General features: G+C 40.6%; 17 protein-coding genes and 1 tRNA gene. 10 read left to right on the top strand and 8 right to left on the bottom strand.

Features of this window, described 5'->3' with window-relative positions; genetic code table 11:
- Nucleotides 1-14: 14 nt before the first annotated feature.
- From pfkA to cmk, 3 genes are all read right to left on the bottom strand, one after another.
- Nucleotides 15-995 carry a 6-phosphofructokinase gene (gene pfkA / locus NW213_RS03395; RefSeq protein WP_258321844.1) on the bottom strand — a complete coding sequence of 327 codons (981 nt, stop codon included), beginning with the start codon at nt 993-995 and terminating at the stop codon, nt 15-17.
- Nucleotides 996-1101: 106 nt separating this feature from the next.
- Nucleotides 1102-1968: a 4-hydroxy-3-methylbut-2-enyl diphosphate reductase gene (locus NW213_RS03390; RefSeq protein ID WP_204390532.1), complete on the bottom strand. Its 867-nt coding sequence runs from the start codon at nt 1966-1968 to the stop codon at nt 1102-1104.
- A complete protein-coding gene (gene cmk / locus NW213_RS03385) occupies nt 1961-2653 on the bottom strand; it encodes a (d)CMP kinase (RefSeq protein WP_258321843.1) in 693 nt (230 codons plus the stop codon). Before cmk ends, NW213_RS03390 begins: the two co-directional genes overlap by 8 nt.
- Before the next feature lie 192 nt (nt 2654-2845).
- Between cmk and NW213_RS03380 the strand changes: the two genes are divergently transcribed.
- The 8 genes from NW213_RS03380 (at nt 2846) to NW213_RS03345 (ending at nt 8013) form a co-directional block, all read left to right on the top strand.
- Complete coding sequence (locus tag NW213_RS03380; RefSeq protein ID WP_154043206.1) at nt 2846-3532, top strand: energy transducer TonB; 687 nt, start codon at nt 2846-2848, stop codon at nt 3530-3532.
- 74 nt (nt 3533-3606) lie between these two features.
- Complete coding sequence (locus tag NW213_RS03375) at nt 3607-4590, top strand: polyprenyl synthetase family protein (RefSeq protein ID WP_154043205.1); 984 nt, start codon at nt 3607-3609, stop codon at nt 4588-4590.
- On the top strand, nt 4587-5366 hold the full coding sequence (locus tag NW213_RS03370) for a TatD family hydrolase (protein WP_154043204.1): 780 nt from the start codon (nt 4587-4589) through the stop codon (nt 5364-5366). Before NW213_RS03375 ends, NW213_RS03370 begins: the two co-directional genes overlap by 4 nt.
- 159 nt (nt 5367-5525) lie before the next feature.
- Nucleotides 5526-5613, top strand: a tRNA-Ser gene (locus NW213_RS03365).
- An 80-nt stretch (nt 5614-5693) separates the two neighbouring features.
- Nucleotides 5694-6449, top strand: coding sequence for a MotA/TolQ/ExbB proton channel family protein (locus tag NW213_RS03360; RefSeq protein ID WP_154043203.1), 756 nt, complete (start codon nt 5694-5696; stop codon nt 6447-6449).
- Nucleotides 6450-6457: 8 nt separating this feature from the next.
- Nucleotides 6458-6925, top strand: a complete 468-nt coding sequence (locus tag NW213_RS03355; RefSeq protein WP_154043202.1) for a hypothetical protein — start codon at nt 6458-6460, stop codon at nt 6923-6925.
- 30 nt (nt 6926-6955) lie between these two features.
- Nucleotides 6956-7546 carry a biopolymer transporter ExbD gene (locus NW213_RS03350; protein WP_154043201.1) on the top strand — a complete coding sequence of 197 codons (591 nt, stop codon included), beginning with the start codon at nt 6956-6958 and terminating at the stop codon, nt 7544-7546.
- Nucleotides 7547-7548: 2 nt separating this feature from the next.
- Nucleotides 7549-8013 carry a biopolymer transporter ExbD gene (locus tag NW213_RS03345; protein ID WP_154043200.1) on the top strand — a complete coding sequence of 155 codons (465 nt, stop codon included), beginning with the start codon at nt 7549-7551 and terminating at the stop codon, nt 8011-8013.
- A 62-nt stretch (nt 8014-8075) separates the two neighbouring features.
- On the opposite strand, the gene NW213_RS03340 is transcribed toward NW213_RS03345, so the two are convergent.
- Nucleotides 8076-8606 (bottom strand): GNAT family N-acetyltransferase, encoded by a 531-nt coding sequence (locus tag NW213_RS03340; protein ID WP_154043199.1) that lies wholly within the window; start codon nt 8604-8606, stop codon nt 8076-8078.
- A gap of 19 nt (nt 8607-8625) precedes the next feature.
- Nucleotides 8626-9912: a M64 family metallopeptidase gene (locus NW213_RS03335; protein ID WP_154043198.1), complete on the bottom strand. Its 1287-nt coding sequence runs from the start codon at nt 9910-9912 to the stop codon at nt 8626-8628.
- A 146-nt stretch (nt 9913-10058) separates the two neighbouring features.
- Between NW213_RS03335 and NW213_RS03330 the strand changes: the two genes are divergently transcribed.
- Nucleotides 10059-10541, top strand: coding sequence for an Lrp/AsnC family transcriptional regulator (locus NW213_RS03330; protein WP_154043197.1), 483 nt, complete (start codon nt 10059-10061; stop codon nt 10539-10541).
- A 2-nt stretch (nt 10542-10543) separates the two neighbouring features.
- Here the strand turns inward: NW213_RS03330 and NW213_RS03325 are convergent, their stop codons facing one another.
- Nucleotides 10544-11032 carry a dihydrofolate reductase gene (locus NW213_RS03325; RefSeq protein WP_154043196.1) on the bottom strand — a complete coding sequence of 163 codons (489 nt, stop codon included), beginning with the start codon at nt 11030-11032 and terminating at the stop codon, nt 10544-10546.
- A 23-nt stretch (nt 11033-11055) separates the two neighbouring features.
- Nucleotides 11056-11850: a thymidylate synthase gene (locus NW213_RS03320; protein ID WP_258321842.1), complete on the bottom strand. Its 795-nt coding sequence runs from the start codon at nt 11848-11850 to the stop codon at nt 11056-11058.
- Between the two features lie 101 nt (nt 11851-11951).
- On the opposite strand from NW213_RS03320, the gene NW213_RS03315 reads away from it, so the two are divergent.
- Nucleotides 11952-13385 carry an rRNA cytosine-C5-methyltransferase gene (locus NW213_RS03315; protein WP_258321841.1) on the top strand — a complete coding sequence of 478 codons (1434 nt, stop codon included), beginning with the start codon at nt 11952-11954 and terminating at the stop codon, nt 13383-13385.
- On the opposite strand, the gene NW213_RS03310 is transcribed toward NW213_RS03315, so the two are convergent.
- A complete protein-coding gene (locus NW213_RS03310) occupies nt 13369-15516 on the bottom strand; it encodes a DNA topoisomerase 3 (RefSeq protein ID WP_258321840.1) in 2148 nt (715 codons plus the stop codon). The two genes, NW213_RS03315 and NW213_RS03310, sit on opposite strands and share 17 nt — an antisense overlap.
- Nucleotides 15517-15574: the final 58 nt, after the last annotated feature.

The raw sequence follows: 15574 nt of genomic DNA, 5'->3' as shown, positions 1-15574 counted from the left end.
TTTTTTCAGTTCTATCAGATTGACAATTCGTTCAAGACATTGACAAGCTCTCTATCGATAGGCTTATCATTCTTGATAGCTTTAGCAAACGGTACATATACGATTTTGTCATTTTCTATACCTATCATAACGTTTCTCTGACCTTCCATCAAAGCCTGAATACTTGCAACACCCATACGGCTGGCAATAATTCTATCGTGAGCAGTCGGTCGTCCGCCACGCTGCAAGTGTCCTAGAATAGTCACACGTACATCATACTGAGGATATTCGTTTTTAACACGCTCTGCATAATGCATTGCACCACCTGTAATTTCACTTTCAGCCACTAGAACGATTGAACTACTCTTTGACTTGCGGAATCCGTTTTTGATAAACTCTTCCAACTGGTCAACTTCAGTATTAAATTCAGGTATAATAGCAGCTTCAGCACCTGCCGCTATAGCTCCGTTCAACGCAAGGAAGCCTGCATCACGTCCCATAACTTCAACAAAGAACAGACGTTCGTGAGAAGTTGCAGTATCCCTGATTTTATCTACAGCATCAAGAATTGTATTCAAAGCTGTGTCATAACCTATTGTAGTATCTGTTCCATAAAGGTCGTTATCAATAGTTCCCGGAAGTCCGATACAAGGAACATCATATTCTTCTGCCAACAATCTGGCACCAGTGAGCGAACCATCACCACCTATTATGATAAGAGCATCAATACCCTCACGCACCATAGTTTCGTGAGCCACCTGACGTCCCTCTGGAGTCTTGAACTCCATACATCTCGCAGTCTTCAGGATTGTACCTCCCAGCTGTATGATATTGCTTACATTCTGAGTTTTAAATTCCTGTATTTCTCCAGTTATAAGTCCTTTATAGCCTCTATAAATTCCCTTAACTTTCAACCCGTTGTATATTGCTGCACGAGTCACGGCACGAATAGCCGCATTCATACCCGGAGCATCTCCTCCAGAAGTGAGGATACCAACACATTTAACACTTGCCATATTGTTGAATATTATTAGTTTGTTTCAATGCCGCAAATTTACAAATTCCGTCGTAAAGTTGTATTAAATAGATATGTATTTTAAGTTAACTTGAATTATGAATTCTTTAACATGACTCCGATATTACATTCTTACATTTATCCATAAGCCATTTAGGTGTTGAAGTAGCACCACATATTCCTATAGACTTTGCATCCCTGAACCACTCCATGTCAATATCTTCCGGTTTATCAACCTGATATGTATTTGGATTAATTTCCTTACATTCGTGAAACAGTATTTTCCCGTTAGAGCTTTTCTGCCCACACACAAATAGGATCACATCATGTGAAGCAGCAAACTTTCTGATATTAGGCATTCTGTTTGCCACCTGACGGCATATTGTATCAAAATACTGAAAAGTGGCAGACTTTGAAATATTCTGTTCTATATACGAAACGATACTTCTGAACTCATCCAGCGATTTTGTCGTCTGCGAATACAGCCTTACATCTTTATTCAAGTCTATCTTATCTACTTCCTCTATTTTTTCAATAACTATAGCCTCACCATTTGTCTGTCCTACCAGCCCAAGCACCTCCGCATGACCGTTCTTTCCATATATTACTATCTGCTTTTCTTTTTCAGGTTCTTTACTGGTATATTCCTGCTTAATTCTTTTTTGCAACCGTAATACTACAGGACAGGTGGCATCAATTATTTCTATATTATTCTCTGCAGCTATCCTATAAGTTTCCGGAGGTTCACCATGTGCACGTAACAACACTTTTACGTTTTTAAGCTTTGCATACTCCTCATGGTTAATAGTTATAAGCCCCAGTTTTTTCAAACGTTCGCATTCCTGACCATTATGCACTATATCTCCAAGGCAATACAGAGGAGTTCCTTTTGCCAACTCTTCCTCAGCCTTTTTTATAGCAGTGGTCACGCCGAAACAAAACCCTGATTCACTATCAATTTCTATATTATACATTAGCCGCCTTTTGGTATTCATTAATTAACCATGCTTTCTGTTCTTCTACTGTCATATTGCTATTATCCAATACAATAGCATCATCAGCCTTTCTCAAAGGACTTACAGCTCTAGTCTGGTCTATCCTGTCTCTTTCTTCAACATTTTTGAGGATCTCATCAAATGATACTTCCTGTCCTTTTGCCATCAGTTCATCATATCTTCTTTTTGCCCTGATTTCAGCCGAAGCTGTGACAAATATCTTTAACTCCGCATCAGGAAATACCACCGTTCCTATATCGCGTCCGTCCATGACAATACCTTTGCTTTTTCCCATTTCCTGCTGCAATTTCACCAAGGCTTCCCTTACAAATCCCAATGCAGCAACAAGGCTTACCCTGGATGAAACCTCCATAGTCCTTATCTTAGACTCTACGTTTACACCATTCAGGAATGTTTCCGGTTTCAAAGTAGCTTCATTAAGACAAAACGACACAGATATATCATTTATATGTTTTTCCAACTCTTCCGAATTCACACTTCCATCAGAGTTAAAAAGCGAATTCTCGAGGCAATACAGGGTTACTGCCCTATACATTGCACCACTGTCTATATATATATATCCGATTTCCTTTGCCAGATCCTTGGCCATCGTGCTTTTACCACAAGAAGAGAAACCGTCTATTGCGATTGTTATTTTTCTCATAAAACATCTATATTATATAATGTGTATTCTTTTCCGTTCGGAAATCAAAGATATGGAAAAGTTTTTACTGTTTTATCCTCATTTGCAGAAATATTTCCGTTTTAATCTATTTTTATCATTTTGATGTTGCTTTTTCAAATAAATATACTACATTTGCACACAGAGAATTATTAACAATTTATCAAATCATTTATGGAAGTTAAAAAATCGCCCAAAGCAGACCTCGAGGGAAAGAAATCCACGTGGATGCTGATTGGTTACGTGCTGATATTGGCAGCAGTGTTTGTGGCTTTCGAATGGACAGAACGCGACAAACAGGTGACTACCGATACTGGTGTCGTTGAACCGATTTTTGAGGAGGAAATGATTCCTATCACAGAAGAACCGGAGCAAAAGCAAGCACCTCCTCCACCAGAAGCTCCGAAAGTTGAAGAAGTAATTCAGATTGCAGAGAACGATGCGGATGTAGAGGAAACTACTATCAAATCTAGTGAAGATGACAATACAGCCGTAGAAATCAAGTACATCGAACCTGTAGTTGAAGAAGAAGAACCTGTAGAAGAAGAAATCTTCATGGTTGTAGAACAAATGCCTGAATTCCCTGGTGGTATGGCAGAATTGATGAAATTCCTCAGCAAGAACATCAAGTATCCTACAATCGCTCAGGAAAACGGTATTCAGGGACGTGTAATCGTTCAGTTTGTCGTTAATCAGGACGGTTCTATCGTTGACCCTGTAGTTATGCGCTCTGTCGATCCATATCTTGACAAGGAAGCTCTTCGAGTTATCAGCTCCATGCCAAAATGGAAACCAGGTATGCAGCGTGGTAAAGCTGTACGTGTAAAATACACAGTGCCTGTAACATTCAGATTGCAGTAATAACTTTATAACATTAAAAAGGCTGTCCGCAAAAGGGCAGCCTTTTTGTTTTTTTATCCCAAAGACAAAAAACTATGAAGCAGTACGAAGACAAAGAACTATTAGAAAAGATTCAGAAGTATATCGGAGAATTGTCATATACTCACGAGCCGGAAAATCTATACAAGCCTATAGAATATGTGCTTGGCTTAGGAGGTAAACGTATTCGTCCGGTTTTGATGTTAATGGCCTACAACCTATACAAGGATGACGTTGAAAAAATCTATCAACAAGCTGCGGCACTGGAAACATACCATAATTTTACACTGTTACACGATGATCTCATGGACAAAGCCGACATGAGAAGAAACAGACCAACCGTACATAAAAAATGGGATGAAAATACCGCAATTCTTTCCGGTGATGCCATGCTCATACTTTCGTTCAAAATGATGATGGAATCATGTCCTGCCGAATACATATCAGAAGTCACATCCACCTTCAGCAAGGCCGCTCTGGAAGTTTGCGACGGACAACAGTGGGATATGGATTTCGAAAAAAGACTTGATGTGACAGTTGACGAATACATGAACATGATTTGTCTGAAGACATCTGTCTTACTTGCCGCTTCACTGAAAATAGGCGCGATACTAGGTGGGGCAAGCGAAGAAGACGCAAATCTGCTTTACGATTTCGGTATAAAATTGGGACTTGCCTTCCAGCTCCAGGACGACTATCTTGATGTGTATGCAGATTCTTCCGTTTTCGGTAAAAATATCGGTGGAGACATCTGCTCAAATAAAAAGACATTCATGCTTATCACAGCCCTTGAGAAATCATCAGGAGAAAACAAGAAAGAACTTGAGAATTGGATAAATGCCGAAGCTTTTATTCCTGAAGAAAAGATTAAAGCTGTTACTGAAATATATAACAACACCGGAGTTCCAGACATATGTATGGATAAAATCAACACCCTATACAATGAAGGGCTTGCCATACTTGATAATGTATCAGTAGATGCATCATTAAAAACCAATCTTAAAAACTTCACAAAACAATTAATGAAAAGAGTATTATGATTGGATTGATTGACACTCACACACACCTCTTTTGTGAGGAGTTTGACAGCGACAGAGAACTGGCCATCATAAGAGCAAAAGAAGCAGGAGTAACAAGAATGTTTATGCCCAATATTGACGATGAGAGCATAGATGCGCTACTCAAACTTTGCGACAAAACATCAGGTTGCTATCCTCTTATGGGGTTGCATCCCACTTCGGTTGCTGACGACTGGAAAATCAGACTTGAAAAAGTAGAAAAAGTCCTGATTTCAGGAAGAAAATTCTACGGTATTGGAGAAGTCGGTTTGGATCTTTATTGGGACAAGACATACGTAGAAGAACAAAAAGAAGTATTCAGAATACAATTGGAATGGGCCCTTAAGTTCAATTTACCTCTGATTATACATTGCAGGAATGCTCACAAAGAGATGTTGGAAGTAATGTCTCAATATAAGGATACCCCATTACGAGGAATATTCCATAGCTTTGGCGGAACACTGGAAGAGGCAAACGATATGTTGTCCTACAAGAATTTCATGCTGGGAATAAACGGTATTGTAACATTCAAGAAAAGTACCCTTCCGGAAACACTAAAGCAACTGCCAATAGATAGAATAGTACTTGAAACAGATTCGCCATACCTTGCACCAGTACCATACAGAGGAAAAAGAAACGAAAGTGCATACATCACATCAATAGCAAACAAACTTGCCGAAATTTTTAATACATCAATAGACGATATTGCACGCCATACAACAAGAAATGCACTAAAAGTGTTCCAAAATGCCGACTAAAGTCTTTAAATAATATTAATTTTATGCGTTATCGCAAACTTTTTCGTCTTTTAGGCTATGTAAGAAAAAAAAAAAGAATACATTTGTGACTGAAAAAGGACAAATGAGTACCGATTACGGATATAATTAAATATGTAAGAAGGGAAAAATAGGTGCTGAGGAGAGGTGCTCGAGTGGTTGAAGAGGCACGCCTGGAAAGCGTGTATACGCCAAAAGCGTATCACGGGTTCGAATCCCGTTCTCTCCGCGATAGTCAAAGAGAAAAAATAACAAATAAGAATAAACAATAAACTATTAATTAATTAATCTTAAAAAATTAGACACACAATGAAAAAGTTATTTGCAATTCTTGCAGTAATGGGAGTTCTCTCATTCGGAATGACTCAGTCTGTTATCGCACAGGACGCTCCTGCGGCAACTGAAACAGTAGTAGTTGAAGAAGGTGGTATGCACAAAGAACTTAAGACTAAGTTCATCGAAGGTGACGCTGGTTTCATGTCTTTGGTTGCTATCGCATTGGTACTTGGTTTGGCTTTCTGTATCGAACGTATCATTTACTTGAGCCTTGCTGAAGTTGACACTAAGAAATTGATGGCAAAACTTGAAGAAGCTTTGGAAAAAGGTGATGTAGAAGGTGCAAAAACTATCTGCCGTAACACTCGCGGACCTGTTGCCTCTATCTGCTATCAGGGATTGATGAGAGTTGACGAAGGTTTGGATGTTGTTGAACGTTCTGTAGTTTCTTACGGTGGTGTTCAGGCTGGTTACCTTGAAAAAGGATGCTCTTGGATTACATTGTTTATCGCGATGGCTCCGTCACTCGGATTCTTGGGTACTGTGATTGGTATGGTCATGGCGTTCGACCAAATCCAGATGGCAGGTGATATTTCTCCGACAGTCGTAGCAGGTGGTATGAAAGTGGCCTTGATTACTACTATCTTCGGTCTTATCGTAGCTTTGATTCTTCAAACTTTCTACAACTACATCTTGTCTAAGATTGAAGCTATCACAAGCCAGATGGAAGACTCTTCAATCACTTTGCTTGATATGATTATGAAGTACAACTTGAAATACAAAAAATAATAAGAACGATGACTAAATTATCATATAAAGTATCATACTACGTGTTTTATGCATGTATTGCCGTAATCTTGGTAGTACTAGGCATGTTCTACGGAGTAGGATACAGCGAAACAAACGCAGCAGGTTTGACAGAACCTGCCAATACTCCGGCTTTGATGTATTTAATGTACGGATTGTTTGCATTATGCGTGGCTGTGACTATCATAGCAGCGGTTATCCAATTCGGTGCCGCACTAAAGGATGACCCAAAAGCTGCATTGAAATCATTCTTGGGATTTATTCTTTTGGTAGTTCTACTGATCGTAACTTATAATATGGGTTCTGACGAAACCGTAGTTTTAGGTGGTGGCGTAACCTATGACAATAAGTTCTTGATTAAGGTTACTGATATGTTCTTGTATTCAACATATGTACTGCTCGTAATAGCAGCAATAGGTACTTTGCTGAATTTATTAGGCGTATTCAAGAAAAGATAAAGTTTTAATTTTATTGTAAGATAAAAAGATATGGCAAAAACAAAAAGAAAAGTGCCAGGAATCAATGCAAGTTCCACGGCCGATATTTCTTTTATGTTGCTTATTTTCTTCCTTATAACGACATCAATGGACACTGACCGTGGTTTGGCAAGGCGTCTGCCCCCACCACCGGAAAGTGAAGAACAAAAAAATGACATTATCATTAAGGAAAGAAACATTCTCCAGGTTAAAATTAACAAAGATGACAATTTGATGGTTAACGGAGAAATTGGTTTTGACATAAGACAACTTAAAGACAAAGCAAAAGAATTCATTGCCAATCCGAATGATGACCCTAATATGCCGGAAAAGCATAGAAAGAATCTACCATTCTTTGGCGATGTTATGATAACTGAAAAGCATGTAATTTCTGTACAGAACGACGTTGGTACAAGCTATGATGTTTATATCCAGGTTCAGAACGAATTGGTAGCTGCTTATAATGAATTGCGTAACGAATTAGCGATGTCACAATTCGGCAAATCATTTGCAAACTGTTCAGAAGAACAAAAAGAAGCTATCATAGATTACTATCCACAGAAGATTTCTGAAGCAGAACCTAAAAAATATGGAGGAAAATAATAATGGGAAAGTTTAATAAAACAGGTAAGCGAGAAATGCCGGAGTTGAATACTTCGTCTCTGCCTGACCTTATTTTTACCATTTTGTTCTTCTTCATGATTGTGACTACTCTTCGTGAGGTTACATTAAAGGTTCAATTTAGGGTCCCACAGGCAACAGAATTGGAAAAGCTTGAAAAGAAGTCATTGGTTTCCTTCATCTACATCGGTAAACCATTACCTGAGTTCCAGAAAAAGATGGGTACTACAGACCGTATCCAGCTGAACGATAAATTCTCTGAATCAAATGAAGTTCAGGATTATATCTATCAGGAACGTGAAAATATGAAAGAAGAGGACAAACCTTTTATGACAGTATCACTGAAAGTTGATGCAAAAACTAAGATGGGTATTGTTCAGGAAGTAAAACAAGCACTTCGTCAAGCATACGCTTTGAAGATCAACTATTCTGCAACACAACGTCAGTAATAGTATCAAAGATAAAAAAAGAGTTACTCAATCGAGTAACTCTTTTTTTTATACCTATAAGTTTATACCAAATAAACATTCTTATATATTTCGGATGTTATAGTGTCGAATATCCCATCTATTGAATCTGCTCCGGAAAACATGATGTACATTGGAATAGGACTCCCGGACTTTCTGTATGGCGGTTGCACGTATGGACGTTCAGAGAGTGTAAAACCGTTTCTTTCATAAAAGCCGATACGGCGTTTGCTCAATTCATCTTCAGGAAGTTCCACTTCAAGAACTATTATGGAATCCGGGAAATTACTTAATAAAGCCTGCATAATCATTTTTCCATAACCTTTGTTTCTTACACTTGGTGAGGTGGCAAGATGTTCTACATAAAGAAATCCTGTCAGTTTCCATAAAGTTATCAGACCAACATTTTCAGCATCATCAGTAATCAGATATGCGGTAAACAAAGGATTACTATCAGTATTATATCTCTGCATCTCGTCGTCCCTTCTTTCCTCTACGGGAAATGATTCATGCAAAAGATTTTCTACAAAAGGATACGAAGGATCTGTAGTCTTAATAGGATTAAATTTAATCATGGCTTATATATATTGGTTATTAGTCAGTATAAAAATCTATCAATCTCTGAAGCGATCTCTGGCACACCGGGCAAAAAGCTTTTGCTTCATTAGTACGCATTCTGCAATCCGGAACCGGTCTGTAAATTCCTTTCATACTATATCCGGCCCCCTGATAAACTCCTAGCGCTTCAGTCGAACTATAATTATCAGATGTTATTTTAGTTGGAACAACAATATCCTTCGGCAGCATGTCACTCCATTTACTTTCAAAATCAACCAAAGTGGTTATATTCTGTTCCCACGGCTCAACATCATACGGATAAAGCGGACTAGGCGCGTCAGTATAGGCATATTCGTCGGCCAATCCTCCAAAGCTGTGACCGAACTCATGCACAACAACAGGTTCAAACTTTGAATGATGCGCGGTAGTGAGAGTAAACGAATTGTATATCCCTCCCCCACCGTAAGTATCGGTATTAGCCAAAATTATTATATGCTCGTATGGGATACCAGCAAGCAAATCATGAATATCATTAACACTGCTCGAAGTAAGATACCTGTCAGAATAAAACGTATCGAAATGCGAGCTTACAGCTGTCGATTTCCAGACATTTTCCCTAGGAATACTAACTCCACTGTCTGCTGATTCGCTGGCAACTGCTACGACATTAAAATGATTCTTATTCTCTTTAAAAGGAGAATGACTGAAAATTGCGTCACAAGCTTTCTGTGCATCTCTGTAGAACGTTTGCATATCTCCTCGTGAATATCCCTCAGCCATTATCACAACATCAATACAATTTTCAGGCGAACCGCTTTTCAGCAAATATTTATGCTCGGTTACGTTATTTTGACCAATCTTTTTAATCAAAATATCATCAGGGCGTACAGTATGTGTAAACGAAGCAGAAACCTCATGTCGTGCATTAAAAAGCTCAACTGTCACCAAAGTCTCTTTCTTTGGGAATGGCATCAGGAATGTATTTTCATATCCCTTACTTAAAGTCTCAGCTTCATTTTCGCCCAGCCATTCCTGAAACAGACTGGAAAAAGAAGTTCTGTAAATAACTACACCTGTAGCTTTGTCAACCATAGTCAACTGTCCGTTGCCTGATAATGGCAGTTTGTCCAAATTACTTCTTCTGCCTGCCCAACCCTCCATAGATTTCAGTTCATCCAAAACAACAGACTGATTTTTTTTATTTCCTGTGAACAAATAGTCCGCTCTAAGTGTTTTATCTGCAAAGAACTCTTCAAAACTTTGGCAATATCCGGAAGAACACACAGCTAATCCTAAAAAAAGTGATAAAAAAGTTTTTGTCATAATAATTAAGAACTGTTTTTATGTATAATATATAAAAAAATAAAGTATCTAACACAAAGATAATTAAATATAAATCAAATATAAGAACTTTATTATATATAGTTTGAATAAAAATACTACCTTTGTATAAATTAAAATTTTTAGAAATGGGACATCATCAGTTGGATAGTTTGGATGAACAAATTCTGCGTATGATTGCAGAAAATGCTCGTATTCCTTTTTTGGAAGTAGCTCGTGTGTGCAATGTGTCTGGTGCCGCAATTCATCAGAGAATTCAGAAACTAACAAATCTCGGTATTTTAAAAGGATCAGAGTTTATAATAGACCCTGAGAAAATAGGATATGAGACATGTGCTTATATAGGATTATATTTAAAGGATCCTGAACAGTTTGATTCTGTGACAGAAGAACTAAAGAAAATTCCTGAAGTAGTAGAATGTCATTTCACTACAGGTCAGTATGATATGTTCATAAAGATTTATGCAAAGAATAATCATCATCTATTGAGCATCATACACGATAAATTACAGCCATTAGGTCTGTCTCGTTCTGAAACGATAATATCATTCCATGAGGCAATCAAACGCCAGATGCCTATACTTGATCTGGCGAATGATGATGAAGAATAAAATTATTTGATACGATCGTAATCGCAAAAACTATATGAGTAGAGATGCTTTTCATCTGTTGAATGGCATTCTCTACTTTTTTCTTCCCATATTTCAGGTGATATTTCAGGGAAGAAAGCATCAGCCTCTTTTTCACAATCGTCCACTTCTGTTATATACAGACGGTCTGCTATTGGCATTGCTTCCTTATACAGGCTTGCGCCACCGATAATAAACACCTCTATTTCATCTTTGCATGCCTCAAGAGCATCTTTCAGGCTGTGAAAACACTCTGCCCCAGGAAAAGTAATATCCTGGCTGCTCAAAACAATATTTCTTCTGTTAGGCAAAGCACCTTTTGGAAGAGACTCAAAAGTCTTGCGTCCCATGATTATGGTATGACCTGTAGTCAGAGTCTTGAATCTCTTCAGGTCATTCGGAAGCCAGTACAGAAGTTCGTTCTTATATCCTATACCGTTATTCTTGTTTATAGCTACAATAATCGAAATCATAAATATCCTTCAGTTAATAATTATTATACAGAAACCTTTCCGGCAATGTGTGGCCAAGGGTCATAGTTCTCAAGCTGGAAATCCTCATACTTGAAACTGAAAATATCCTTTACGTCAGGATTGATTTTCATCACAGGAAGAGGACGCGGAGTTCTTGTCAGCTGCAGGTCAACCTGTTCCAGATGATTAAGATATATATGAGCATCACCCAAAGTATGTATGAAATCACCCGCTTTCAGTCCTGTCACCTGAGCCATCATCTGAAGCAGAAGAGCATACGAAGCTATATTGAACGGCACACCGAGAAATGTATCCGCACTTCTCTGATACATCTGCAGGCTCAAACGTCCGTTAGCCACATAGAACTGGAAGAACATATGACACGGAGGCAAGTTCATATTGTCAAGGTCTGCCACATTCCATGCATTCACAATGATACGTCTTGAGTCAGGGTTGTTCTTTATCATATTCACAGCTTCCGAAATCTGGTCGATAAACTTACCGTCGTAAGTAGGCCACGAACGCCACTGATAGCCGTATATATGTCCAAGATTACCATCCTCGTCTGCCCACTCATTCCAGATTCTTACACCATTCTCCTGAAGATACTTCACGTTTGTATCACCTTTAAGGAACCAAAGAAGTTCGTGAATAATAGATTTAAGATGAAGTTTCTTAGTTGTTACAAGTGGAAAACCTTCTTCAAGGTTAAAACGCATCTGATGTCCGAACACGCTGACAGTACCCGTTCCCGTACGGTCGTCTTTCCTTACGCCCTCGGTCTTTATGCGTTGAAGTAAGTCTAAATATTGCTTCATAAAGATTATGTTGTACTTAATTATTTATTATTGAGGGCAAAGTTAATCAAAAACATTATGAAAAACATTACCTTTGCAGATATTAATATATACAGAAGATTATGAATTTCCCCGTTTCATTTATATCACGAACAGCAGCCCTGATGGGCGAGGAAAACTGTAAAGCCCTCTGCGAAGCGATGCAGAACGATACACCTGTAAGCATACGAATCAACGGAGCAAAGACCGGACTTGTGCCGGAGGATGCGAAGCTTATCCCATGGACAACAGACGGATATTATCTGTCTGCACGCCCCACATTCACGTTCGACCCGCTGTTTCATGCCGGAAGCTATTATGTTCAGGAAGCATCATCCATGTTTCTTGAGAGTGCTTTGCACCAGTATGTGGAATCGCCGGTTATTGCCCTCGACCTGTGTGCAGCTCCCGGCGGCAAATCTACCCTACTTCGTTCCTCACTCCCCGAAGGAAGTCTGCTCATAGCCAACGAAGTGATGCGAAACCGCTCGCAGATACTTGCAGAAAACATTGTAAAATGGGGAAATCCTGAAGTGATAGTAACCAATAACGACCCTTCGGACTTCACCCCTCTTGAATCACTTTTCGACGTAATACTGACCGACGTTCCATGTTCCGGCGAAGGAATGTTCCGAAAAGACGAAGTGGCTGTAGAAGAATGGAGCCCGGCCAACGTAGGACTATGCTGGGAACGCCAGCGCAGAATACTCCGCGATATATGGCCTTGCCTGAAACCAGGAGGACTGCTAATTTACAGCACATGTACATTCAACCGTGAAGAAAACGAAGACAACGTAGCCTGGATAGCAAGCGAACTTGGAGCAGAAGTACTTCCTGTAGAAACAAACGAGGAATGGAACATTACAGGCAACCTTGCCGGATACGACTTCCCGGTCTATCGCTTCCTGCCACACAAAACCATCGGTGAAGGACTCTTCATGGCCGTACTCCGCAAAAACGGAACATCAGACGAAGAATATGATATTCTGTCCGACTGCAATCCTAAAAAGAGCAATAAGAAAAACAACAAGAAGCAGGACAAGAAACAAAACACCCCGACCATAACCAGCGAAATAAAATCATGGATATGCGAAAGCGAAGATTTTGAATTCTCTATCGACGGAACTACAGCAGTGGCAAAATCACAAAGGCTGAACAGCCTGGAAAACCTTCTGAAAGACAAGGGAAACAACATCCGCATACTCCATCGCGGCATCACCCTTGCCGAAAACAAAGGCAAAGACTGGCAGCCTCATCACTCGCTCGCCATGAGCACAAGCCTCAACAGAGAGACTTTCCCAAAGGCAGAACTCACTTACGAACAGGCAATAGCATATCTCAGGAAGGAGGCTGTCACACTCGATGCTTCAGTTCCCAAAGGCTATGTACTCGTGACATACCGCGACACTCCTCTAGGCTTTGTGAAGAACATAGGAAACCGCGCGAACAATCTCTATCCGCAGGAATGGAGAATCCGCAGCGGATATATGCCCGACGAGATCAGAACGGTTTTCTGAAACCACAACCGCTCTTCCACTCCGAACAACCGTATGCTGTTTTACCCTTTATGATGGTACCCTTACCGCATAAAGGGCAAACCTTCCCGACAATATCATCGCCCACGATTTCCGGTTCAACGGCTTTTTTCTCAACTTTCGGAGCAGCTTTCTTGCGCGGAGTCTTTGCTGCAGCCGGTTTCGCAGCCGCATCTTTTCCTGCAGAACCTTTCTTAGCAGCAGCCTTCACATCCTCTTCAGAAGTAACAGTCACACGGCGGTTGCTCGTATCTCTTATCACGCTATATACAATCTCCGTAACCATCTGCTTCAGTTCGTTAATAAATGTAGACGCATCATAGCTTCTCTTCTCTATCTCGCGAAGCTTCTTTTCCCAGATACCAGTCAGCTCGGCAGATTTCAGCAGTTCCTCATGAATAAGCTGTATCAGTTCCACCCCCGTAGGAGTAGCTATAAGATTCTTCTTCTCCTTACGGATATATCTTCTTTTGAACAAAGTCTCAATTATGGCGGCACGCGTAGAAGGACGACCTATACCGTTTTCCTTCATCGCATCACGCAGTTCGTCGTTTTCCACCAGCTTACCGGCAGTTTCCATTGCCCTTAGGAGAGTAGCCTCAGTATATGGGCGTGGCGGCTGAGTCCACTTTTCGAAAAGCGAAGGATAGTGCGGTCCGCTCTCCCCTTTCGTGAATGCTGGCAGAGTCTTCTCCTCGTCATTCTCCTTCGTATCATCCTGCTGTTCCTTTGCGAACACCACTCTCCATCCCTGTTCCAGGATTTGCTTTCCAGTAACCTTGAATTCTATAGAATCCGCCTCGCCTATCACCGTAGTGGTAGAGAACTTACAGTCCGGATAGAACACAGCGATGAAACGCCTTGCAATAAGGTCGTAAACCGTTTTCTCCATATTCGTAAGTTCACGCGGCTGCACACCCGTAGGAATAATGGCATGGTGGTCCGTAACCTTCGAATTATCGAACACCTTTTTCGATTTTATAAGCGGTTTGCCCGTCAGAGGAGCCGTATATACGGCATAATCCTTCAGTCCCTCAAGAATCTTCGGACACTTTGGATATATATCGTCACTCAGGAAAGTAGTATCCACACGCGGATAAGTAGCCACCTTCTTTTCGTAAAGCGACTGTATGAGCTGTAAAGTCATATCGGCGGAATAACCAAATTTCTTGTTACATTCCACCTGGAGCGAAGTAAGGTCGAAAAGTCTTGGCGGTGCCTCAGTTCCTTTCTTCGATGAAATGTCGGTGATAGTAAACGGAGCGTTCTTTATGCGTTCCAGCAATTGTTCGCCTGTAGCCTGGTCGATGATAGGCGGAATACCCCTGTTGGCATCCTCCTTTGCTGGAGTTTTCTTTTTCAGCTGCGGATTTTCCTTTTCAGCGGCAGCCTCTTCAGCCAGTTCCTCATCACTCTTGCGCACTATGGCAGAGAACACAGTATCCCTGTACGAAGTCTTCAGCTCCCAATACTGTTTAGGTACGAAATTCTCTATCTCCTGCTGCCTTTTCACGATAAGAGCCAGTGTAGGAGTCTGCACGCGTCCTATAGACAGCACCTGTTTGTTCTGTCCGTATTTAAGAGTATAAAGTCGTGTGGCATTCATCCCGAGCGTCCAGTCGCCTATCGCACGGCTGAGTCCCGCCTCATACAAAGGCTGGAATTCCGACTGGTCCTTCAAGTTTGCAAATCCCTCTCTGATAGCCTCTTCCGTAAGAGACGAAATCCACAGACGCTTCACCGGGCATTTCGCTCCCGCTTTCTGCATCACCCATCGCTGTATCAGTTCACCCTCCTGTCCGGCATCACCGCAGTTTATAATCATATCCGCCTTCTGCATCAACGATTCTATTATCTTGAACTGCTTCTCTATACCAGAGTCGTTTATCAGCTTAATCCCGAAGCGCGGCGGTATCATCGGCAGACTTGCCAGCGACCACGATTTCCACTGCGGAGTATATTCGTGCGGCTCCTTCAGCGTACACAGGTGTCCGAATGTCCATGTCACCTGATATCCGTTTCCTTCTATGAAACCATCCTTCTTGTTGTGTGCGCCAAGCACTTCCGCTATATCTCTTGCCACACTGGGCTTTTCGGCTATGCAAACTATCATTCTCTGTCAGTATAAGCTTATAAAATCGTTAAATGTCATGCAATTTTCGTGATTTTTT

Origin of the sequence: Bacteroides sp. ET336, from assembly GCF_024733815.1 — a bacterium.
In the GTDB taxonomy this organism is placed as follows: domain Bacteria; phylum Bacteroidota; class Bacteroidia; order Bacteroidales; family Bacteroidaceae; genus Phocaeicola; species Phocaeicola cellulolyticus.
The sequence above is the reverse complement of the archived record's forward strand: the minus strand, read 5'-3'. Positions and strand labels throughout refer to the sequence as shown.

Bases quoted from the DNA above. Each gene is read 5' to 3' on its own strand.
- pfkA (WP_258321844.1), bottom strand. From the start codon at position 995: ATGGCAAGTGTTAAATGTGTTGGTATCCTCACTTCTGGAGGAGATGCT.
- NW213_RS03390 (WP_204390532.1), bottom strand. From the start codon at position 1,968: ATGTATAATATAGAAATTGATAGTGAATCAGGGTTTTGTTTCGGCGTG.
- cmk (WP_258321843.1), bottom strand. From the start codon at position 2,653: ATGAGAAAAATAACAATCGCAATAGACGGTTTCTCTTCTTGTGGTAAA.
- NW213_RS03380 (WP_154043206.1), top strand. From the start codon at position 2,846: ATGGAAGTTAAAAAATCGCCCAAAGCAGACCTCGAGGGAAAGAAATCC.
- NW213_RS03375 (WP_154043205.1), top strand. From the start codon at position 3,607: ATGAAGCAGTACGAAGACAAAGAACTATTAGAAAAGATTCAGAAGTAT.
- NW213_RS03370 (WP_154043204.1), top strand. From the start codon at position 4,587: ATGATTGGATTGATTGACACTCACACACACCTCTTTTGTGAGGAGTTT.
- NW213_RS03360 (WP_154043203.1), top strand. From the start codon at position 5,694: ATGAAAAAGTTATTTGCAATTCTTGCAGTAATGGGAGTTCTCTCATTC.
- NW213_RS03355 (WP_154043202.1), top strand. From the start codon at position 6,458: ATGACTAAATTATCATATAAAGTATCATACTACGTGTTTTATGCATGT.
- NW213_RS03350 (WP_154043201.1), top strand. From the start codon at position 6,956: ATGGCAAAAACAAAAAGAAAAGTGCCAGGAATCAATGCAAGTTCCACG.
- NW213_RS03345 (WP_154043200.1), top strand. From the start codon at position 7,549: ATGGGAAAGTTTAATAAAACAGGTAAGCGAGAAATGCCGGAGTTGAAT.
- NW213_RS03340 (WP_154043199.1), bottom strand. From the start codon at position 8,606: ATGATTAAATTTAATCCTATTAAGACTACAGATCCTTCGTATCCTTTT.
- NW213_RS03335 (WP_154043198.1), bottom strand. From the start codon at position 9,912: ATGACAAAAACTTTTTTATCACTTTTTTTAGGATTAGCTGTGTGTTCT.
- NW213_RS03330 (WP_154043197.1), top strand. From the start codon at position 10,059: ATGGGACATCATCAGTTGGATAGTTTGGATGAACAAATTCTGCGTATG.
- NW213_RS03325 (WP_154043196.1), bottom strand. From the start codon at position 11,032: ATGATTTCGATTATTGTAGCTATAAACAAGAATAACGGTATAGGATAT.
- NW213_RS03320 (WP_258321842.1), bottom strand. From the start codon at position 11,850: ATGAAGCAATATTTAGACTTACTTCAACGCATAAAGACCGAGGGCGTA.
- NW213_RS03315 (WP_258321841.1), top strand. From the start codon at position 11,952: ATGAATTTCCCCGTTTCATTTATATCACGAACAGCAGCCCTGATGGGC.
- NW213_RS03310 (WP_258321840.1), bottom strand. From the start codon at position 15,516: ATGATAGTTTGCATAGCCGAAAAGCCCAGTGTGGCAAGAGATATAGCG.